The 19254-nt window shown below is 64.5% G+C and carries 20 protein-coding genes; 8 read left to right on the forward strand and 12 right to left on the reverse strand.

Annotated elements, in window-relative coordinates; translation table 11 throughout:
* Positions 1 to 22: 22 nt before the first annotated feature.
* Positions 23 to 610, forward strand: coding sequence for a hypothetical protein (locus tag ACZ0BA_RS13525; RefSeq protein WP_463451781.1), 588 nt, complete (start codon positions 23 to 25; stop codon positions 608 to 610).
* On the opposite strand, the gene ACZ0BA_RS13530 is transcribed toward ACZ0BA_RS13525, so the two are convergent.
* Entirely contained in the window at positions 548 to 1153 is a 606-nt protein-coding gene (locus ACZ0BA_RS13530; RefSeq protein ID WP_463451782.1) for a hypothetical protein, read from the reverse strand. The two genes, ACZ0BA_RS13525 and ACZ0BA_RS13530, sit on opposite strands and share 63 nt — an antisense overlap.
* Positions 1154 to 1165: 12 nt before the next feature.
* On the reverse strand, positions 1166 to 3859 hold the full coding sequence (locus ACZ0BA_RS13535; protein ID WP_463451783.1) for a hypothetical protein: 2694 nt from the start codon (positions 3857 to 3859) through the stop codon (positions 1166 to 1168).
* A 253-nt stretch (positions 3860 to 4112) separates the two neighbouring features.
* On the opposite strand from ACZ0BA_RS13535, the gene ACZ0BA_RS13540 reads away from it, so the two are divergent.
* Together ACZ0BA_RS13540 and ACZ0BA_RS13545 are read left to right on the forward strand one after the other, a co-directional pair.
* On the forward strand, positions 4113 to 4856 hold the full coding sequence (locus ACZ0BA_RS13540) for a c-type cytochrome (RefSeq protein ID WP_463451784.1): 744 nt from the start codon (positions 4113 to 4115) through the stop codon (positions 4854 to 4856).
* A gap of 14 nt (positions 4857 to 4870) precedes the next feature.
* Positions 4871 to 6163, forward strand: coding sequence for a c-type cytochrome (locus ACZ0BA_RS13545; protein WP_463454750.1), 1293 nt, complete (start codon positions 4871 to 4873; stop codon positions 6161 to 6163).
* Here ACZ0BA_RS13545 and ACZ0BA_RS13550 read toward each other — a convergent pair.
* Together ACZ0BA_RS13550 and ACZ0BA_RS13555 are read right to left on the reverse strand one after the other, a co-directional pair.
* Complete coding sequence (locus tag ACZ0BA_RS13550; RefSeq protein ID WP_463451785.1) at positions 6160 to 7281, reverse strand: type IV pilus twitching motility protein PilT; 1122 nt, start codon at positions 7279 to 7281, stop codon at positions 6160 to 6162. The two genes, ACZ0BA_RS13545 and ACZ0BA_RS13550, sit on opposite strands and share 4 nt — an antisense overlap.
* 28 nt (positions 7282 to 7309) lie before the next feature.
* Positions 7310 to 7954, reverse strand: coding sequence for an SAM-dependent methyltransferase (locus ACZ0BA_RS13555; protein WP_463451786.1), 645 nt, complete (start codon positions 7952 to 7954; stop codon positions 7310 to 7312).
* A 55-nt stretch (positions 7955 to 8009) separates the two neighbouring features.
* On the opposite strand from ACZ0BA_RS13555, the gene ACZ0BA_RS13560 reads away from it, so the two are divergent.
* On the forward strand, positions 8010 to 8969 hold the full coding sequence (locus ACZ0BA_RS13560; protein WP_463451787.1) for a head GIN domain-containing protein: 960 nt from the start codon (positions 8010 to 8012) through the stop codon (positions 8967 to 8969).
* Positions 8970 to 8983: 14 nt separating this feature from the next.
* Here ACZ0BA_RS13560 and ACZ0BA_RS13565 read toward each other — a convergent pair whose 3' ends face one another.
* A complete protein-coding gene (locus ACZ0BA_RS13565) occupies positions 8984 to 9982 on the reverse strand; it encodes an Rpn family recombination-promoting nuclease/putative transposase (protein WP_463451788.1) in 999 nt (332 codons plus the stop codon).
* Positions 9983 to 10078: 96 nt separating this feature from the next.
* Here ACZ0BA_RS13565 and ACZ0BA_RS13570 point away from each other — a divergent pair, with 96 nt between their 5' ends.
* Positions 10079 to 11386 carry a Xaa-Pro dipeptidase gene (locus ACZ0BA_RS13570; RefSeq protein ID WP_463451789.1) on the forward strand — a complete coding sequence of 436 codons (1308 nt, stop codon included), beginning with the start codon at positions 10079 to 10081 and terminating at the stop codon, positions 11384 to 11386.
* A gap of 15 nt (positions 11387 to 11401) precedes the next feature.
* Here ACZ0BA_RS13570 and ACZ0BA_RS13575 read toward each other — a convergent pair whose 3' ends face one another.
* Both ACZ0BA_RS13575 and purU read right to left on the reverse strand, forming a co-directional pair.
* On the reverse strand, positions 11402 to 11944 hold the full coding sequence (locus ACZ0BA_RS13575; RefSeq protein WP_463451790.1) for a YaeQ family protein: 543 nt from the start codon (positions 11942 to 11944) through the stop codon (positions 11402 to 11404).
* A 15-nt stretch (positions 11945 to 11959) separates the two neighbouring features.
* Positions 11960 to 12838, reverse strand: a complete 879-nt coding sequence (purU, locus tag ACZ0BA_RS13580) for a formyltetrahydrofolate deformylase (protein ID WP_463451791.1) — start codon at positions 12836 to 12838, stop codon at positions 11960 to 11962.
* A gap of 233 nt (positions 12839 to 13071) precedes the next feature.
* Here purU and ACZ0BA_RS13585 point away from each other — a divergent pair, with 233 nt between their 5' ends.
* On the forward strand, positions 13072 to 13443 hold the full coding sequence (locus tag ACZ0BA_RS13585) for a KGG domain-containing protein (protein ID WP_463451792.1): 372 nt from the start codon (positions 13072 to 13074) through the stop codon (positions 13441 to 13443).
* 131 nt (positions 13444 to 13574) lie between these two features.
* Here the strand turns inward: ACZ0BA_RS13585 and ACZ0BA_RS13590 are convergent, their stop codons facing one another.
* Genes ACZ0BA_RS13590 through modA form a run of 4 tightly spaced genes read right to left on the reverse strand, consistent with a single transcriptional unit; the run spans position 13575 to position 16507 of the window.
* Complete coding sequence (locus ACZ0BA_RS13590; RefSeq protein ID WP_463451793.1) at positions 13575 to 14378, reverse strand: TOBE domain-containing protein; 804 nt, start codon at positions 14376 to 14378, stop codon at positions 13575 to 13577.
* A complete protein-coding gene (locus ACZ0BA_RS13595; protein ID WP_463451794.1) occupies positions 14375 to 15055 on the reverse strand; it encodes an ABC transporter ATP-binding protein in 681 nt (226 codons plus the stop codon). Before ACZ0BA_RS13595 ends, ACZ0BA_RS13590 begins: the two co-directional genes overlap by 4 nt.
* A gap of 2 nt (positions 15056 to 15057) precedes the next feature.
* A complete protein-coding gene (modB, locus tag ACZ0BA_RS13600) occupies positions 15058 to 15744 on the reverse strand; it encodes a molybdate ABC transporter permease subunit (RefSeq protein ID WP_463451795.1) in 687 nt (228 codons plus the stop codon).
* 13 nt (positions 15745 to 15757) lie between these two features.
* Positions 15758 to 16507 carry a molybdate ABC transporter substrate-binding protein gene (modA, locus tag ACZ0BA_RS13605; protein WP_463451796.1) on the reverse strand — a complete coding sequence of 250 codons (750 nt, stop codon included), beginning with the start codon at positions 16505 to 16507 and terminating at the stop codon, positions 15758 to 15760.
* A 204-nt stretch (positions 16508 to 16711) separates the two neighbouring features.
* On the opposite strand from modA, the gene ACZ0BA_RS13610 reads away from it, so the two are divergent.
* Complete coding sequence (locus ACZ0BA_RS13610; RefSeq protein ID WP_463451797.1) at positions 16712 to 17209, forward strand: hypothetical protein; 498 nt, start codon at positions 16712 to 16714, stop codon at positions 17207 to 17209.
* On the opposite strand, the gene ACZ0BA_RS13615 is transcribed toward ACZ0BA_RS13610, so the two are convergent.
* Positions 17206 to 18342, reverse strand: coding sequence for a mechanosensitive ion channel family protein (locus ACZ0BA_RS13615; RefSeq protein WP_463451798.1), 1137 nt, complete (start codon positions 18340 to 18342; stop codon positions 17206 to 17208). The two genes, ACZ0BA_RS13610 and ACZ0BA_RS13615, sit on opposite strands and share 4 nt — an antisense overlap.
* 184 nt (positions 18343 to 18526) lie before the next feature.
* On the opposite strand from ACZ0BA_RS13615, the gene ACZ0BA_RS13620 reads away from it, so the two are divergent.
* Positions 18527 to 19234, forward strand: a complete 708-nt coding sequence (locus tag ACZ0BA_RS13620; RefSeq protein ID WP_463451799.1) for a gluconate 2-dehydrogenase subunit 3 family protein — start codon at positions 18527 to 18529, stop codon at positions 19232 to 19234.
* Positions 19235 to 19254 lie beyond the last annotated feature (20 nt).

Genomic DNA, 19254 nt, shown 5'->3' on the forward strand with positions numbered 1-19254 from the left:
AGTATCTCCACGGGGGACCTTGATGACGATACGGCACGCAAACTGGATACGGCGCCTGGGCGCGGCCTGTTGCGGCGTGCTGTTTATGTCTCCCGCCGCCCTCGGCGTGACGCCGGCGCCGCTCACCGTACCGTTGACGCCGCCACAGGCACAGCAAGCCATCCTGCGCGCGGTGCAGGGAATCGCGCCGCAGCGCGAGGAGCATCGGCGCTACCGTATCGCCCTGCCCTTCGGCGCCCCATTGTTCCCGCCGGACGCCGATCTCGCCGCCGCGCCGCCGGCGCCGGCGCCGGCGCTCGCAGCCTGGCTCGCCCTGCCCGCATCGCAACGCCAGCACGACGTGCTGATCGCCCCCGACATCGACTACTACTGGAATGCCGAAGGGCGTCAATACAGCTGCCAGTTCATCATCCATATCGCGGCGGACGGCGCCGGCGCGCGGCTGACGGCGTTGCAGGTGCGACCGACCAACTACGCCGGCAAGCGTTTTGAACTGCTGGGCCGCACCGGCCCCGGTCGCTACATGCAGCTGCAGCCCACCACGCCGTCAGCGTCGACCGAGGCCGATCTGCGACGCTTTCTGGCGGCGGCGCTGGCCCGCGAACAGTAACAGCAGACCCGGCGCCAGCAACGACAGCGTACCCGGCAGCGGCACCGCGACGGCGCCGCCGACTTGCAGCGTCAGCGGCACTTGCAGCGCGTCGGCCGTTTGCAGGAAGGCGCCACCTGCCAGCGGATCGCCGCTCCACCACTCGCCCGAAAGCGTGAAGTAACCACTGTCGCTTTGCCCCGGCAGCGCGAACGAGAACAACTGCACGCCATACAGGCCGGTGTGCATCAGCTCGTCGAACAGCGCATCGACCTCGGCGCCCGGCGCCAGGATGGGGAAATCGAAGTAGCTGGCGTCCGGCGAGCCGATGCTGAACGACGACGCGTTCAGCTGGGTCGGCACGAACCAGTTGCTGGTGTCGGTGTTGACCAACTCGTAGCCCCAACCGACGGTTTGCCCGGGCAGCCCGGCCACCACCCCGCTGGCCGGCGATGCCGTGAAGGTGAAGGTGAACGGCAGCGCCTGCGCCCCCAAGGGCGCGAACACGGTCAAGGACAAGCTCAAACAGAAGGCCAATGCGGCCCGCACAGATCGGATATTCATGACGGTCGCTCCTTATTTCGGAATCACGGATTGCGCTTGCGAGTAGCCGTGCAGCACGCCGGCCAGATCGGTGACGTTGCCGCCCTCGCTGACGGTGAAACGCTTCACGGTCGATGGCACGTTGAACGTCAGCCGCACAGTGAAGAAACTGCCGACGTCGACATTCGGCACCACGAATGGCAGCGCCGGCGACAGGGCCGTGTTCAGCGTGACGTTCCCGGTGCCGGCCAGCGTGCGCGGCGTTACCGAGCCCAGGGTCATGCCGCGCGCCGTGCCGACGCCGGTATTGGTAAAGCGCACGTCCAGCCCGACGACGCCGGGCGCCACCGTTTCCTGGCCGACGATTTCGGCCAGGAAGTCCGGCCGCCCCGGCAACTGCGCGACGCCGGTGACGAACACCGTGATCGAGGCGCTGTTGTGGAGCGTGGCGACGCTGTTGCTTTGGGCGGTGACGGTCAGGCTGTCCGAGCTGCCGATGCGCACGCCCGCCGGCGGCGTCAGCGTCACCGTGACATTGGCACTGGCGCCGTTGGCCAGCGACAGCGTGGCCGGCGACACCGACGTGATGTAACGCTGGTCATCGGTGGCGCTGATCGTGAAGGTGTCGGCCGGGCCATCGTTGCGGACTTGGTACACCAGCGCGGTGCTGACGCCGGGACGCAGATCCTGGCGCGACGGCGGCGTGACCGACACGGTTTGCGGCGTCACCATCACGCTCACCAGGCGCTGGTACGGGAAGCCCGACGGATCGGTGCCGGAAGCGTAGACCACGAACGGCTGGTTCGGCACCGTCAACGCGCCGAAGAATTTACCGTTGTCGGTCTGGTCCTGCTCCAGCGCGAGCGGCGACATCGCCTCGAAGTTCTTGCGGCGCAGCTGGAACTGCGGCGCGCTGGCGATGCCGGTCATCGCGGCGATCGCATACAGCGCCTGGCCGGGGCCCGGCTCGCCATCGATCGTCAGCAAGCCCTGGTGCGGCGCCATTGCGCCGAAGCGGGCCAGCTTGAACGAATTGAACGCTAGATCGGCGATGCCGTTGACATTGACGTAGGTCTGGTCGGGCGAGCCGCCGACCGACAAGGTCCATGCGCCGCGCGGCGGATTGTCGATGGAGATGATGACACCGCTCGACAAACTCAGATACTTGGTGGCGGTCGCGCTGGTGATGACGGCGCCATCGGGCCGCGTCAACGTGACCGTCGGTTGCACGTTGGCCAGCGTGCCGCTGACGGCCACCGTCAAGCGCGTCAGGCTGCCGTCGACCGGCACCGTGTAGCTTTTGGCGGTGGTGTAGGTATCGACCGCCGATAGTATCTGCACCACGTTGTTGCGGCCGACCAGATCGCTCAACTGGGTGACGGTGCCCGCTTCGCTGCCCGACAGGAAGAAGACCTGGCCGCCGGTTTCCGTCGCCGCCTGCAGGTAGCCCGGCGTCAGCGGTGAGCAACTGCCGAACAGCATCGGATAAATCTTGATTTCCTTGCTCTTGGCCAGGCTGATCACGGCGCCCGCCAGCCCGGCGTCCTTGGCGGTGGCGTCGGTGTACATGAACAGGTCGCCGCCGGGATCGGCCAGCGACAGACCGTTGTAGATGCCGGTCATCGCCATCTCGGGGCAGTCGCCGCCGCCCGAGGCGAACAAGCCGCCGATGAGCGACTTGAACAGGGTCGCGTCGTTGGTGGCGCTGGTGGGACCGGTGAATGGATCGTTGAACGGCGCCAGCACATACTGCAACGGTTCCTCGTCGGTGCCGACGCGCGCGTCGACGATGCTGGTGGCGGACGCCAGCACGTCGGCGATGATGCCGCCCATGCTGCCGGTGGTGTCGATCGCAAACGCCAACGTCGGCCCGGCGCCGAGCAGCGCCCTGAGCTGGGCCGGCGTGATCTCGGCCTTGATGTCCTCGATGAACTGCTGGGTGCCGGCGATGGCGGCGGCGGCGGCCGTGTTGTGATAAGTGCTGTGCGGCGAAATGTCGCAATACAGCGTATCTTTGTTAATGCCTTCGCGGAAGTAACCGATCGGATCGCTGGACGGCGAACTCTTGTCCAGCGGGCCGCCGTGGCTGCATTTGAAGGCGCCGGGTTTGACGCGGTCTTCGCCACCGTAATAACCGCTGGTGAGCAAGGTGCCGATCAAATTGGACGAGTTGGCGCAACTCATGCCGGTATCGGTAAAGCCGGAGCAGGTCGACGTCGCCGGTCCGGCGAACGACAGCGAGCCGGGGTGGCCGACGCCGGGATGGGCGCTGCCGTTGCCCAGCTCGATCCAGTTGCTGTGCGAGTAGAAGTCCTGGATCGTGTGCAAGGCGCTGCCGAGGTTCTCGCGCGCGCCGGTGGCGTTGATCGGATCGCTGCGCAGCGCGTCGACGACGTTTTGCTTGAGTGTCGCCAGCCGCAGTTGCGCGCCGGCGGCGTTCTCGCCGTCGAAATGTTTGGCCGAGCTGGTCTGGTCTTCGTCGACCTTGGCGTTGGCTTCGATCATTTGATCGAGCGCTTTCTGCATCGACGCGGTCAGCTTGGGCACGGCGAAATAGCGCTTGTCGAGTTCTTCGATTCCGCGCTGGGTGATGTCCTGGTGGGTCAAACTACCGGCCGACTTGGAGGTGATGTAACAGACAAAGCCATTTTTGGGACAGAAGGCGTTGCCGGGAATGCTGACAGCAAATAAACCGGATGCCAGCAGCAGCGATAGAGCGGCGCGCATACGATGTCCTTTCTCAGGAAACAGGAATCCGCACGGGGCAGACACGCGCTCACCGTCGCAGGTTTCATGCCACAGCCTGCATTTGCTGTCGAATCATGGGCTTGGCGGAGCTGCGGGGTGCGCGCGCCGGCTCGTTGTAAAATCTACCGACGCCGGGTTCGCCAGTTCCGCCGGATGACACATGGCACGGCGCCACCATATCAAAGTAGAATCGTCCGAAAGAACTTGCGCAAATTAAATTGGAGACCACGGCATGCGACCAGCGGCACCGCAACACGACAGGTCAGGAAATGAAATCGGCCGGCGCCTTGCCGCGTTGCTGCTGACCGCCAGCTGCGTTGCGGCCCACGCGGCGCCGCCCGATACGCTGGAGCAGCGGGTGGCCGCCTGCATCGCCTGCCATGGCGCCAAGGAGCGCAGCGACGCCTTCTTCCCGCGTATCGCCGGCAAGCCGGCCGGCTACCTGTACAACCAGCTGATCAATTTCCGCCAGGGTCGCCGCACTTATCCCATGATGACCTACATGGTCGACCATCTGCCCGACGCCTACCTGCGCGAGATCGCCGACTATTTTGCGGCCCAGCATCCGCCCTACCCGCCCGCCCAGGCCGGCAGCGGCGCCAACGCCGGCGCCGCCAGTCTGGCGCGCGGCGAAGCGCTGGTGCGCCATGGCGATCCGGCCAGGAAAATTCCCGCCTGCGTCAGCTGCCACGGCGCCGCGCTTTATGGCGTCGAACCGGCCATACCGGGATTGCTGGGCTTGCCCAGCGACTACATCAACGCGCAGTTCGGCGCCTGGAAGAACCAGGTGCGCCACGCCGCCGCGCCGGACTGCATGGCCGATATCGCCGGCAAACTGAGCGAGGCCGACGTGGCCGCCGTTTCCGCCTGGATCAGCAAACAGCCGCCGGACGCCACCGCGCGACCGGCCGCCGCCGCCAGTCTGGCCATGCCGTTGCCGCTGCCATGCGGCAGCGTGCCGGGCGGCGCCAAATGAGCGCACCGACGACAATGAAAAAGGTGCTGGTTGCGCTCGCGGGTGTGCTTGCGCTGGCGGTGGCCGGCGTGCTCTTCTTGCTGTTGCGCACCGATGACGATACCGGCCCGCCGCCGAGCGTCACCGCCAACCTGGCGCCGACGGAAAAAATCGCCCGTGGCGCCTATCTGGCCAGGGCCGGCGACTGCATGGCTTGCCATACCACGCGCGGCGGCCAGCAATACGCCGGCGGCCGCGCCCTCAAGACACCGTTCGGCAGCGTCATCTCGCCCAACATCACGTCGGACAAGGCGACCGGCATCGGCGGCTGGAGCGCAGACGACTTCTGGCTTGCGCTGCACAACGGCAAATCGAAGGACGGCCGGCTGCTGTATCCGGCCTTCCCTTACACCAATTACACCCGCATCACGCGCGACGACTCGGATGCGCTGTACGCCTACTTCCAGTCGGTGGCGGCCGTCAGCCAGGCCAACCGGCCGCATGAGTTGCGCTTTCCGTACAACCAGCAATTCATGCTGGCCGCGTGGCGCGCGCTGTACTTCAAGCCGGCCGTGTTCCGTCCCGAGACCGGGCAATCGGTCGACTGGAACCGGGGCGCCTACCTGGTGCAAGGTCTGGGACATTGCAGCGCCTGCCACAGCCCGCGCAACGCGCTGGGCGCGGTGAGCGGATCGAGCGGCGACAGCCTGTCGGGCGGCCTGATACCGGTGCTGGGCTGGTACGCACCGTCGCTGAACGCCGATGCCGAAGCGGGACTGGGCGATTGGAAACCGGAGCACATCACGGCGTTGCTGAAGACCGGCGTGTCGCCGCGCGCCACCGTGTTCGGACCGATGGCGGAGGTGGTCAGGGAAAGTTTGCAGCACTTGAGCGACAGCGACATCAACGCGATGGCGGTGTATCTGCGGGCGTTGCCGGCGCAAGGCGTCAAAGTGGAATTCGAACGCGCCAAAGGGCCGCAAGAGACCGCCTTCCTGACGGCCGGCGCCAAGCTGTACGAACAGCACTGCGCCGAGTGCCATGGCGCCGATGGCGCCGGCAAGCCGCCGGGCTATCCGCCGCTGGCGGGCAACCGGGCGCTGACGATGCATCAGGCGGTCAACCCGATCCGCATCGTGCTCAACGGCGGCTTCGCGCCCGGCACGGCCGGCAATCCGCGTCCGTACAGCATGCCGCCGTTCGGCCATGTGCTGAACGACAACGAGGTGGCGCAAGTGGTCTCCTACCTGCGCAGCGCATGGGGCAACAACGCCCCGGCGGTCGACGGCAACGAGGTCAACCGCTACCGGGCGATCCCGCTGGATTAATGGTGCTCGGCAAAGCCGATGCGGTCGGTGGTGGCGTTGCGGGCGTCGTCGACGCCGATCTTGCCCTCGGCCAGCAGCACGCGCAGCGAGGCGTTCATCGTGTGGCAGCCCTCGGTGGTTTTGCCGGCCATCCAGCCGCGCAACGCCGACAACTGCCCGCCGGCGATCATGTCGACCACCTCCGGATTGGACGTCAGGCATTCGGTGGCGAGATAGTAGCGCTCCCCTTGCACCGACGGCAGCAACGCCTGGCACAGCACGCCGCGCAAGGCGTGTGCCAGCGCCTGCGACTGCGCCTCGGAGTTACCCAGCAGCCGCACCATCTTCTGCAAGCCCAGTTCGGTCGAGCGCGCGTGCAGCGAGGCCAGCACCAGCGGGCCGGATTCGGCCAGCGCCAGCGCCTCCTGCGCCGTCTGGGCGTCGCGGATCTCGCCGATGACGATGACGTCGGGGCGTTCGCGCAGCGCGTCCAGCGCGCCAAGATAGAAGCTCTCGACGTCGCCGTCAAACCCGACTTCGCGCTGCGTAATGACGCACTGGCGCTGCGGAATCAAGGTTTCGACCGGGTCTTCGATCGTGATGATGTGGCCGGAGCGGTGCTTGTTGATCTCGTCGAGCATCGAGGCGATAGTGGTCGACTTGCCCTGGCAAGTGTCGCCGATGATCAACACCAGGCCGCTGGTGAGCTTGGCGAAGTTCTGCTCGTGCTGGCGCAGGCCCAGCTGGTCGAGCGGCATCGGCTCCTTCGGGAAACGGCGGATCACGCAGCCGAGCCGCTTCTTGCCCTGGAAGGTGAAACAGTTGGCGCGGATGCGCGCCGTGTGCAGGTCGACCGCTCGGTCAAAGGCGCGGTCCTGGATGCGTTCGGACCAGTTCGGCTCGACCACTTCGAAAAACTCTTCCAGTTCTTCCCGCGTGATCGGCGAATCGGTCACCGCCACCAGCCCCTTGGGCTGGCGCAGCAACAGCGGACTGTTTTGATGGATCAGGATGTCGCTGAAAATCAGCTTGGAATTGAGCAGGTGCAGGATCTGTTGGACCAGGGTGCCGAAGACCGGGTGGTCTTCGTTCTCGATATAGGTCAGCGTGCGTATTTGCGACGACAGGTAATTTTCCATCTGTACAGTGCTCTCCGGGGCATAGGAACTAGCTCTTCAGCTTCGGATATTTGAAGCCGGTGCATAAGTCCATACTGTAACGCTGATTGCCTTCAAGCACCAGTACGTGTTCGGGCGGCTCCTCGCCGGCCAGCGCGCCGGAGAACAGCGGCAAGCCCTCGCCTTTGCGGATCAGGTCGTCACAACGCTCGTAGACATTGGGGCAGCCGGTCTCGGCCAGCAGCGCCTGCACGATCGGCACCTTCCAGGCGTCGACGCCGCCGGACTGGAACTGACAGATCAAATAACCGTTGACGCCGCCCCAGCCGTGCACCAGTAGTCCGGACAGGCCGTCTTCCTCGCCCAGGATCACCGGCACCAGCGCGTTGGGGCCGGCGGCGCGGATGGCGGCCGCGCGCTTGGCGACGGCGGCCTTGACGCGGCGCTTCATCATTGCGTGGTCGACCGGTTCGTCCTCCTTGTAGCTCCACATGCGGGCGCGGATCTGCGACTTGGAGTTGTAGGCGGCGCGGCCGATGAACTGGCGCGCGGAGCTTTGCACGATCGCGGTCGAGCCCGGCTTCATTTTTTCCTGCGGCTTGCCGTCGACCTTGTCGATCGCGGTGGGGTAGATCCAGGGGTCGCCGGCCAGCAAGCTCTTTTCCTTGCCCTGTTTGATGGTGATGATAAGCATGTGATTCCAGATAGGTGTCGCGATGGTGATGCGAGGGTTTTGCGGGATAGGCCGAATGATACCTCATGCCGCCACCCCGACCGCCGTCGGCCGCCGCCCACCGCCTTCGGCCGCCCGCACATTCCCGGCGGAACGCATTCCAGCCCGCCCAGCGTGCATTCTGTCGCAGCCCGGTGTCGCCCGCGACCACAGTTGCGTAGTATCCAAACTCAAGATGACCAACCAGGAGAACACCATGACCACCACCAACGTTCGCAGCACACTGCGCGTACTGATCCTCGCCGCCGGCATGCTGGCCGTGGCCGCCCCGGCCAACCTGGTGCTGGCAGGCCCCTTGAGCTGGGTCGGCGGCGACCGCGTCCAGGGCAACGGCAAGATCGTCAAGCAGAACCGGGAAGTCGGCCATTTCACCGCCTTCGCCACCAGCGTCAGCGGCAATGTCGAAATCCGCCAGGGCAATACCGAAGGCGTCATTGTGGAAACCGACGACAACCTGCAGGCGCTGGTCGAAACGGTGGTTGAAAACGGCACCTTGCGGATACGCCCGGCCAAGAAAAACATGTCGCTGGAAACGCGCAACATGAAGATCGTGGTCATGGCGCGAACGCTGGAACGGGTATCGGTGGCCGGTTCCGGCACGGTCGCGGCGGACAAGCTGCACGTCGAGCGCATGCAATTCGACATCGGCGGTTCCGGCGAGCTCAATGTGGGCGATCTGCGCGCCGAGTCGCTGGCCGTGTCGCTGGGCGGCAGCGGCGACCTCAAGGTTGGCGGCGCCGTCGAGCGCCTGCAGATCTCGATCGGCGGCTCGGGCGAGGTGCAGGCGGCAAAGCTGGCGTCGCGCGACGCCGTGGTGAGCATCGGCGGCTCCGGCGAGGCGACGGTGTCGGCGAGCAAGTCGCTGAACCTGAGCGTGGCCGGCTCGGGCGACATCGGTTACTACGGCGATCCGAAGGTGAGCCAGAACATTCGCGGCTCCGGCACCATCAAGCGCCTGGGCGCGGCGCCGCAGTAAGCGCGACATCAGCGTCAAGGCCCGGTAAATAGTTGCCGGGGCTTGGCGCCAGAGGCCAGCGATTTAATCCAGTCCCTCAATTCATCCTCGTCGGCAGCGAGGATTCTCTCGCCGAGGTCAGTGGACAGCATCCCCTGACTGTCGCTAACCAAGCTCTGCACGACGCCTTGCAAAGCAAGACGCGCGCCTTCTTGCCGGCCTTCCTCCCGCCCCTCCTGCCGCCCTTCCTCTTTTCCCCTGGCACGACCACGTTCGATCGCTTCATATTCCAGCAGGTCCTCGTACTTCTTGAATCGTTGGTCAAACAACATGATCGGGCCCTCCTCAAAACTAAAGTCGGTCTCGCAAAATTCGTCCTGCAACACGGCTCGCACCCAACGCATCAAACTATCGCGGGCACGCAACATATCCGGCGATTTCATTCTTTGCGCGAAAACGCTCAACGCGTCGCGCATCTGCGCATCGGTGCGCGAACGCATCAACCGGAACAGAATCGCCAGCACGTTAGACCCGCCGTCCCCGCCAAGGTTCCGATGCTGATCGATCAGCAAGTAATGCTGGCTAGGCTGGAAACGTTCCAAGCCCTCCGGCGGCGGCAGCATCAGCTTGGTCAAATCGGTACTCGCGCGCCACGGCTTGCGGCCGTGATACAGCACGACGGGCAAGACGGGCGGCAGCTTTCCGTACCGGGTCAGGCGATGCTGGGCCACCAGATCCTGGCACAACAGCCCGACATACACCTGCATGCGCAGCGCCATCCATGGATCGGAGCGTGCCTGAAACTCCAGCAACAAATAGACGTACACCCAGTCGCCACCGATTTTCGCGCGCCACACAATATCCTCGTGGCGGGTCTTGCCGTTTTCGCTGGCGTAGCTGGCGTTGAGACGCTCGAACGCGCCGACATCCAGCGATGCAGTCCATTCCGCCGAAACAAAGCCCGTCAGCAGATCCCGGACCACCTCGGGATGCCCGAATAACTGCTTATACAACATATCGCTGTGACTTTTCATCGACAAAGTGTAGCGTTTGACATCATTGACGAGTACGCTTGCTGGCGAGCCCGCTTTGTCGCTCCTCAAAAAAACCGCAACCACAGGGAGAAATACTTGAACGTCATCGCCTCATCCGTCCGCCTCGCGCTGTTGTCGCTGCCCGCCATCCTATTGAGTTCCGCCGCAGCGGCCGCAGCTGCCGACTCCCCGGCCACCCCGGCCACCGTCACCGCCATCAAAGCCGCCCACATGGTCGACGTGCGCAAGGGCACCTTGATCGACGACGCCGTGGTCCTCGTCAGCGGCGAGCGCATCACGGCTGCCGGCAGCAAGCTGGCGATCCCGCCCGGCGCCAAAGTCATCGACCTGGGCAACAAAACCCTGCTGCCCGGCCTGATCGACAGCCACACCCACCTGACCGGCGACCCGCAGGACGCCGGCTACGCGATCGTCGCCAAATCGATCCCGCGCTCGACCCTGACCGGCGCCAAGAACGCCCGCCTCACGCTCAACGCCGGCTTCACCGCCGTGCGCGACGTCGGCGCCGACGGCTACACCGACATCGGCCTGCGCGACGCCATCAACGACGGCGACGTGCCGGGACCGCGCATCGCCGCCTCCGGCCCGGCCATGGGCATCACCGGCGGCCACTGCGACGACACCTTGCACGCGCCGCAATACCAGATCACCGGCCTGGGCGTGGCCGACGGCGTCGAAGAAGCGCTCAAGGTCACCCGCCGCAACATCAAGTACGGCTCGGACGTCATCAAGATTTGCGCCACCGGCGGCGTGTTGTCGTTCGGCGACGACCCGCGCACCTCGCAGTACACGCTGGAAGAATTAAAAGCCATCATCGGCGACGCCCACCGGCTGGGGCGCAAGGCGGCCGCCCACGCGCACGGTGGCGAAGGCATCCGGCTGGCGGTGCTGGCCGGCGTCGATTCGATCGAGCACGGTTCCTACATCGACGACGAAGGCATCAAACTGATGAAGGAGCACAAGACCTGGCTGGTGCCGACGCTCTACCTGGGCGACTGGCTGATCGAAAACGCCGAGGCCATCAAGCTGCCCAAGCCGCTGCTGGAAAAAGCCAAGGTGGTGTTGCCGCAGGCGCGCATCAATATCGGCCGCGCGATCAAGGCCGGCGTGCCGGTGGCGTTCGGCACCGACGCCGCCGTCTATCCGCACGGCTTGAACGCGCGCGAGTTCGCCGTGCTGGTCAAGCTGGGAATGACGCCGGCGCAGGCGATCCGCACGGCCACCGTCAACGCCAGCGAGTTGCTGGGCTGGAGCGACCGGATCGGAACGATTGAGGCGGGCAAGTTCGCCGACATGATTGCCGTCGACGGCGAACCGCTCAAGGATGTGACGGTGCTGGAGCGGGTCCAGTGGGTGATGAAGGGTGGCGCGGTGGTGCGGTAAGCCCGCGGTGAAACCCTAGCGCTCGGCCTTGAAGGTCTCGCGGCCGACTTCCACCGTGGTGGTGCCGTCGGTCAGCCAGATCTGGCCGTCCTGGATCGTGCATTGCAACTGCATCGAGCGCTGGGCCATGCGGGCCAGCTGCTCGGTGGCGTCGGCGTTCAGGTTGATCACCGTCAGGTTCTTGCAGCGCTCGACCTTGTTGGCCAGCGACTTCCACCAGATATGGCTGGTGGCCGCGTAACTGTATACGTAGACGTGCTCCGAACGCCCGCTGGCCTTCAGGATCACCTTCTCGTCCGGCTGGCCGACCTCGATCCACAGCTGGATCGCGCCGGTCAAATCCTTCTGCCAGATGTCCGGCTCTTCGACGTCGAACAAGCCCTTGGTGAAGGTCAGCGCCTCGTTGGCGTGGATCGCGAACGCCAGCAGCCGCACCATCATGCGCTCGTCGGTCTCGGACGGGTGGCGCGCCAGGGTCAGCGACTGGGTCTCGTAGAAATTGCGGTCCATGTCCGCGATCTGCAGGTCGGCTTTGTAAATTGTTGCTTTGAGGGCCATCGATAAATCTCTTGGTTATTTAAAGACGACAGTCTTGTCGCCGTTTTGCAAAATGCGGTGCTCGACAAACCACTTCACCGCGCGCGCCAGCACCACGCACTCGACGTCGCGGCCGATGGCCGACAGGGTCTCGGCATCCATCGAATGGTCGACCCGCTCGACGTCCTGCTCGATGATCGGACCTTCGTCCAGATCGCCGGTGACGAAGTGCGCGGTCGCGCCGATCAGCTTGACGCCGCGGTGGTGCGCCTGCGCGTACGGCTTGGCGCCCTTGAAGCTTGGCAGGAAGGAATGGTGGATGTTGATCGCCTTCCCTTTCAACGCCGTGCACAGGCCCGGCGACAGGATCTGCATGTAACGCGCCAGCACCACCAGGTCGATCTTGTGGGTGTCCATCAGCTCGATGACCTTGGCTTCCTGGGCCAGTTTGGCCTCCTGCGGCGCGCCGGTGGCCAGCGGCAGGTGGTGGAACGGAATGTTGTAGCTCGCCGCCAACTGGTAGAAATCCATGTGGTTCGACACGATCGCCGGAATCTCCACCGGCAGCAGACCGCTCTTATAGCGGAACAGCAAATCGTTCAGACAATGGCCGATCTTCGACACCATCAGCATCACGCGCGGCTTGTAGTGGGCGTCGCGCATGTCGAACGTCAATTGCATCTCGGCCGCCAGCAGGCCGAAATCGGCGCGTAGCAGCTCGTCGCCGATGGCGCTGTCTTCCAGCGCGAAGTGCACGCGCATGAAGAACAGGCGCGACTCGCTGTCGCCGAACTGCGCCGAATCGATGATGTTGCAGCCGTGATCGGCCAGAAAACCCGAAACGCGATGAACGATGCCGCGCTGGTCGTGGCAGGAAAAACTCAGGATGTATTCGGGATTGTCGGGTTTAGTCATGGCCATCACAGTAGATTTCGATATCAACGGAACAATAACAAGGCCGATATTGTCGCACGGCTGGGGCCATCCGGTAAAACTAGAACGATCGTTCGCCAGCCAGATGCGCCATTGACCGGTTCGGTATATCGGCTAGGCCCATGTGGAACTTCCATCACGCTTGCACCTCTAACCATGCAGAGCAGCGAAACGCGTCGCTGTTTATCGACCCCTACATATATCAGGAGGAAGTTATGGCAAGTAATAGTAATAACTCAGGAAACGACCAGCCGAAGCCGAAAGGCACCGCCAAGCGCGGCTTCGCGGCGATGGATGAAGCCACCCAGCGCGCCATCGCCAGCAAGGGCGGCCAGGCCGCCCACCAAAAAGGCACGGCACACGAATTCGACTCGGAAGAAGCCCGCCGCGCCGGCCAAAAAGGCGGCGAGACGGTCAGCCGTGACCGCGAACATATGGCGCAGATCGGGCGCAAAGGAGGTGAAAGCCGCCAGTCCGCCGCGCGCGCCAATGCTGAAAAAAATACGGCGGCCGGGACGTCGCACGGCACCGGCTCGGAACAATCGGCCAAGACAGGCAGCCGCCAGGGAGGAAAGAGCGGTTCCTAGGGCGGATCCGGCGAAGCCGTCATCCGCCCTACGAACCGCCGACGGCGCAAGCATGGCGGATTACGCTACGCTAATCCGCCGTACATGATGCAGACTACGCGGACAACGGGATGATTTTTGATCGCGCGATATCACCCGGGCGTGCCGATGATAACGCTTGATGCCTTGAAGACAGCAGTCGCCTCGCCGCCGACTTGCAACGCCAGCGCTTCGCCGCCTTCGCGGGTGACGATGGCGGCAATGACACCGCCGCCGCGCAAGGCGATGCTCACCTCCGTATTCACGGCGCCGGCCTGCAACCGCGTGACCTTGCCGGCCAACTGGTTGCGCGCCGACAAACGCGCCGCTCCCATCTGCGTCACCACGATCACCGACGACGCCTTGATCAACGCAAACGCTTCAACGCCGATGGCCAGCCCCAAGCTGTCGCTGCTGTCGCGCGTGATGGTGGCGACGATATGCTGGCCGCCGACGATCTCCAGCGTGATCTCGTCGTTGACCGCGCCCGCCTTCACATCGACCACCTTGCCGCTGAACTGGTTACGCGCGCTGGTTTTCATCTTCATCCTTTGTATCAGCAGGAAATCGTCGGCCAGTGCATGCGACTGGCCGCTCAGATGGGCGACGAACTTGCGATGCTCCTCGTCGATCTTGCGGAAATTCTCCACCAGTTGCGCGCCGCGCGCGGTCAAACGCGTGCCACCGCCGCCCTTGCCGCCGGCTACGCGCTCGAGCAACGGTTCGCCGGCCAGGTTGTTCATCGCCTCGATCGCGTCCCACGCGCCCTTGTAACTCATGCCCACAGCCTTGGCCGCGCTGGTGATCGAACCGGTCGAGGCGATCGCGGCCAGCAACGCCACGCGCTCGTGCCCGCCCAGCTTCTTGCCGTCGATGGTCATCCAGACGTTGCCTTGCAGTCCCATGGCCGGCTTCATAGCTGTTGCTCCGCGTCGACAATGCGCCCCTGCTCCATGCGCAGCACGTGGTCGCCGAAAGCGGTGGCGTCCTCGGGATCGTGGGTGATCAAAATCATCGGTATCGCCAGCTTGCGCTGCAACGCATCGAGTTCGGCGCGCATGCGCCCGCGCAGACCGGGATCGAGCGCCGCGAACGGTTCATCGAGCAACAGCGCGGTCGGCTGCGGCGCCAGCGCGCGCGCCAACGCCACGCGCTGGCGCTGTCCGCCGGACAATTCGTGCGGGAACTGATGCGCGACATGCTCCAGTTCAAATGCCCGCAGCCAATGGCGAATGGTCTCGCCATCGACACGCGACAAAGGATTGCGCCAGCCGCGCTGCAACCCGAAGCCGATATTCTGACGCACATTCAGGTGCGGGAACAACGCGTAATCCTGGAACAGATAGGCCACCTGGCGCCGCTGCGGTGCCAGATCGATGCCATTGTCGCTGTCGAACAAGCAGCGCCCGGCCAAGGCGATATGGCCGCGATCAGGCGTCACCAGGCCGGCCAATGCTTTGAGCAACTGGCTTTTGCCGGCGCCGGACGGGCCGTAGATCACCACACGCTGGCTGGCCGATTCAAAGCGGGCATTTAACTCGAAGCTGCGCGGGCCGGAACGCAGGGTTTTGACGATGTCGACGTTGATTTGCATGGTCAGCCCCGGATATTGCGATTCGGCGTCAGTTTATTGGCGGCGATCAGCACCGTGACGCACACCACCGACGTGATGATGACCAATAAATTCGCGCTGTCGTCCTGCCCCGCCTGGACGGCCTCGTAGACGGCGATCGACAAGGTCTGCGTCTTGCCGGGAATGCTGCCGGCGACCATCAAGGTCGCGCCGAACTCGCCCATCGAACGCGCGAACGCCAGCAGCGTGCCGCCGAGCACGCCGCGCCACGCCAGCGGCAAGGTCACGCGCAAAAACACGCCGAACGGCGCGATGCCCAGCACCTGCGCGGCCTGCTCAAGCTGGCCGTCCACCGCTTCGAAAGCCGCACGCGCGCCCTTCAGCACCAGTGGAAACGCCACCACCGCCGCCGCGATCACCGCCGCCTGCCAGGTGAAAATGAGGTTGATGCCGAAAGTGTTCTGCAACCATGATCCCAGCACGCCTTCACGTCCTATCACCACAAGCAAGTAGTAACCCAGCACCGTCGGTGGCATCACCATCGGCAAGGTCAGCAACGCGTCGAGCAGCTCGCGCCCGGGGAAGCGCTTGCGCGCCAACAGATAACCCAGCGCGACGCCCAGCACCAGGTCGATCAGCGTGGCCCACAACGCCACCTTCAGCGACAGGCGCAGCGCGACCCACGCCGGTTCTGCAAGAAAACTGTCCAACGGGGCTCCGATGCTATGGCCGGCCGAAGCCGTGGCGGGCCAGGATCGCCTGCGCCGCCGGGCTCAGCACATAATCGGCGAACTTGCGTGCGGCGGCCGGCTGCGGCGCGGCGGCGATCACGGCGATCGGATAGCTGACCGGGGTGGCCGTCGGCACGCTGGCGATCACGCGCACCTTGTCTTTCTGGACGATGGCGTCGGTCGCGTAGACGAAGCCGGCATCGACTTCTCCACGGGCCACGTAATCGAGGCTTTGACGCACCGAAGTGCCGAAGATGGCCTTGGGCTCGACCGCCGGCCACAGCCTGGCCTGCTCCAATGCCTGCCTGGCGTAGCGCCCGACCGGCACGCTGGCGGGATTGCCCATTGTCACGCGGGTGACGGCGGCCTGCTGCAAGTCGGCGATGCCTTTGAGCGCCAGCTTGCTGTTGGCCGGCGCGATCAGCACCAGACTGTTGGTGACGAAATTGCGGCGGGTACCGGACGCCAGCAGCTTCAGCGACTCGGCCTTGTCCATCGCTTCCTGGTCGGCCGAGGCGAACACGTCGACGGGAGCGCCCTTGCTGATCTGCTGGACCAGGGGATCGGAAGCGGCAAAGTTAAAGTGCACCTTGTCGCCGGCGTTGTCCTTCTCATAGGCGGCGCCGACTTCCTTGAAGGCGTTGGTCAGGCTGGCGGCGGCCGAGACCGTGATGTCGGTGGCCGAAGCCGTCGCGAAGGCCGTCATTAGCATCGCCGCCATGATCATGTTCAAAGCCCGCATAGATATCCTTTTCGTTAAGTTCAGCCACCGCAATATACACGATTATATAACGATGCCGGCATCAGCAGCTTCAGGAAACTTTTTTAGCCGATGTCGCACGATCATTACCGGATCGTAATGATTTCTATATTGGCATCGGTAGCAAAAAAACCTACCATGGTCTCTAGCTTGCGTTAAAAGCAATAACCTCTGGAGGAAGTAGCTATGTCTCAACCGTTGCGCGGCCGTGCCGCCACACGCTGGCTATCGCGCGCATTGTTGGCATGCCTGCTGGCCGTGGCGGCCCTTGCCGACGCTGGCACGAACGCCACCACCGAGGCGGTTGCTGCGCGCGCGGCCAATGAACAGGCGACGTCGCTGCCTGTGCTGGGTAGCTTCCGGCAGGAAGGCAAGCGCGATCTCGCCATGCTCACGCACTACGGCAAAAAAGGCCGTGGCGAGCAATATGGCGTGCTGGTCTTCCCGGAAGCTGGCAGCGGCCAACCCGGCAAGGTCGTCAAGACCTTCATCGATACCGGACCCAATGCGCCGCGCCTGTCGCTGGTCAAGCCCGGCAGCTACACACCGGTCTGCCACAACGGTGGTCCCTGCACCCCAGTAAAACTCGACAACGAGGCGATCAGCCTGTGCTTCGGCGAGGCCAGTTGCGAGGTCATTTACTTCAGCGGTGGCGCGTTCCGCGAACTCTTCGTCACCGACTAGCGGCTGCCGTGCGTACGCCCGTTGAACTCGGCCAGCTCGTTGCGCGGCGGCGCGTCGTCCACGGCGCGCGGCTGGTGCTCGATCATCACATGGTGCGCCGGCGTGCCGGTGTCCACGCTCAACTGGTCGAACTTCTCCATCACCGCCAGCAGCACCGCCTGCTGCGTGTCCATGAAGGTGCCATAGGCGGACGTCAGCATGAAGAACACCAGCTCGAACTCGATCGCCTCCGGACTCACCCCCTTCAGATGGACGCGGTCGAAGCGCACCTCGTCCTGCGCCTCGACGATCTGGCGGATGGCGGCCGGAATGACGGCGGCCAGCGCCGCCGGCGTGGCCGGGTTGATGCGGAACGACAGCTGCACGCGGCGGGTCGACATGCGCTTGTAGTTGCGCACAACGTTCTTGAGCAGGTCGGCGTTGGAGATGACGATCTGCTCGCCGCTGTCGGCGCGGATGCGTGTGGTCTTCAGCCCCACATGCTCGACCGAGCCGGACACGCCGGCCACGGCGATGGCGTCGCCCACCTCGAACGGCTTGTCGATAGCGATCGCCAGCGAGGCGAACAGGTCGCCGAGGATGTTCTGCGCGGCCAGCGCCACGGCGATACCGCCAATGCCCAAGCTGGCGACGAAGGTGGTGATGTTAATGCCCAGGTTGGACAGCACGGCCAGCGCGAAGATCGCCCACAGCACCGTCTTGACGGCCCAGCCGATCAGCGTATTGGCCACCGTGTCGGGCGCCGACTCGTCGGCCGAATGCTGGCGGAAGTAGCGCCGCGTGCCGATGCTGACGGCGCGGTCGATGTACAGCGTCACCTGCAGGCCAAGCACGATGAACCAGAAGATTTGCACGCGCTGGTGCCACGGCGGCGGCAAGTCCAGCAACGACAGGCCCACCAGCACCGAAATCAGCAGGACGGCCAAATTGCTGGTGCGCGCCAAGGTGGCGCCGAGCAGTTCGGCGGCCGGCTTTTCGGCCCGGCCCGAGTCGACCAGCCGGGCCAAGCGGCGGCGCAGCAGCATCAGCGCGCCATGGATGGCGGCGAAGGTGACCACGCAGGCGATGGCCGCGACAAGCCAGTTTTCAGGACCAACACCGGCAATCGGCATGCCCAGTTGACGAATATCCAAAGCAGACTCCCTTGCGCAAACGAATTGTTGCGTAGCGTAACGGCTGTGATAGGGAGAACAGCGCACATTTCCCTAAATCATTTACCGGGCCCCGTCTACTGGTCTAAATTTCCGTTGTGTAATATTCATAAATGTAGTAAATTGCGACCGTATAGCAACCTCAGCCATCTTTCGATAGCCAATCATGCCAAAAATTAATCTCTCACGCCGGACGCTGCTCATGGCCACCGCCGCCGCTGTTCCGCTCGTTTCCATGCCCGCCTACCGCGCCCGTGCCGCCGGGCTGGAAGGCGTCGAACTGCAGCACTACCAGCCGGTGTTCTTCAGCGCCGACGAATGGCGCTTCATCATGGCCGCCTGCGACCGCCTGATCCCCGCCGAGGGCAAGGGTCCGGGCGCGCTGGAGACCAACGTGCCGGTTTTCATCGACCAGCAGCTGCAGGCCGGCATCGGCGGCGAAGTCTACATGGACGGCCCGCACAAGGAGGACGCCGCCGCCACCTTGGGCTTCCAGCACAACCACACGCCGCAGCAGATGTATCGCCTCGGCATCAAGCTTGCCCAGCAATACAGCCAGCAAACGCACCGCAAGCCGTTCGAGCAACTGGCGCCCGCCGAGCGCGACGCCGTGCTCACCGGTTTGCAAAAGAACACCATCGTTTTTGCAGACCTGGGCGAACCGTCGCTGAAAGCCTCGCAATTTTTCGGCCAGATGCTCGACGACACCAAGAACGGCTACCTGGCCGACCCCATGTACGGCGGCAACAAGGACATGAAGGCCTGGGTCGCCATCGGCTTCCCCGGCGCGCGCGCCGCCTACACCGAATGGGTCGATGTGCACGACGTCAAATATCCGCTGGGGCCGGTGAGCCTGAGCGGCAAGCGCGCGTAAGCATGCCCTCCTCCCCTCTT

The sequence above is a fragment of the Duganella sp. AC917 genome, assembly GCF_979258245.1.

Coding starts and splice junctions, on each gene's coding strand:
- ACZ0BA_RS13525 (WP_463451781.1), top strand. CDS start 23: ATGACGATACGGCACGCAAACTGGATACGGCGCCTGGGCGCGGCCTGT.
- ACZ0BA_RS13530 (WP_463451782.1), bottom strand. CDS start 1,153: ATGAATATCCGATCTGTGCGGGCCGCATTGGCCTTCTGTTTGAGCTTG.
- ACZ0BA_RS13535 (WP_463451783.1), bottom strand. CDS start 3,859: ATGCGCGCCGCTCTATCGCTGCTGCTGGCATCCGGTTTATTTGCTGTC.
- ACZ0BA_RS13540 (WP_463451784.1), top strand. CDS start 4,113: ATGCGACCAGCGGCACCGCAACACGACAGGTCAGGAAATGAAATCGGC.
- ACZ0BA_RS13545 (WP_463454750.1), top strand. CDS start 4,871: ATGAAAAAGGTGCTGGTTGCGCTCGCGGGTGTGCTTGCGCTGGCGGTG.
- ACZ0BA_RS13550 (WP_463451785.1), bottom strand. CDS start 7,281: ATGGAAAATTACCTGTCGTCGCAAATACGCACGCTGACCTATATCGAG.
- ACZ0BA_RS13555 (WP_463451786.1), bottom strand. CDS start 7,954: ATGCTTATCATCACCATCAAACAGGGCAAGGAAAAGAGCTTGCTGGCC.
- ACZ0BA_RS13560 (WP_463451787.1), top strand. CDS start 8,010: ATGATACCTCATGCCGCCACCCCGACCGCCGTCGGCCGCCGCCCACCG.
- ACZ0BA_RS13565 (WP_463451788.1), bottom strand. CDS start 9,982: ATGAAAAGTCACAGCGATATGTTGTATAAGCAGTTATTCGGGCATCCC.
- ACZ0BA_RS13575 (WP_463451790.1), bottom strand. CDS start 11,944: ATGGCCCTCAAAGCAACAATTTACAAAGCCGACCTGCAGATCGCGGAC.
- purU (WP_463451791.1), bottom strand. CDS start 12,838: ATGACTAAACCCGACAATCCCGAATACATCCTGAGTTTTTCCTGCCAC.
- ACZ0BA_RS13585 (WP_463451792.1), top strand. CDS start 13,072: ATGGCAAGTAATAGTAATAACTCAGGAAACGACCAGCCGAAGCCGAAA.
- ACZ0BA_RS13590 (WP_463451793.1), bottom strand. CDS start 14,378: ATGAAGCCGGCCATGGGACTGCAAGGCAACGTCTGGATGACCATCGAC.
- ACZ0BA_RS13595 (WP_463451794.1), bottom strand. CDS start 15,055: ATGCAAATCAACGTCGACATCGTCAAAACCCTGCGTTCCGGCCCGCGC.
- modA (WP_463451796.1), bottom strand. CDS start 16,507: ATGCGGGCTTTGAACATGATCATGGCGGCGATGCTAATGACGGCCTTC.
- ACZ0BA_RS13610 (WP_463451797.1), top strand. CDS start 16,712: ATGTCTCAACCGTTGCGCGGCCGTGCCGCCACACGCTGGCTATCGCGC.
- ACZ0BA_RS13620 (WP_463451799.1), top strand. CDS start 18,527: ATGCCAAAAATTAATCTCTCACGCCGGACGCTGCTCATGGCCACCGCC.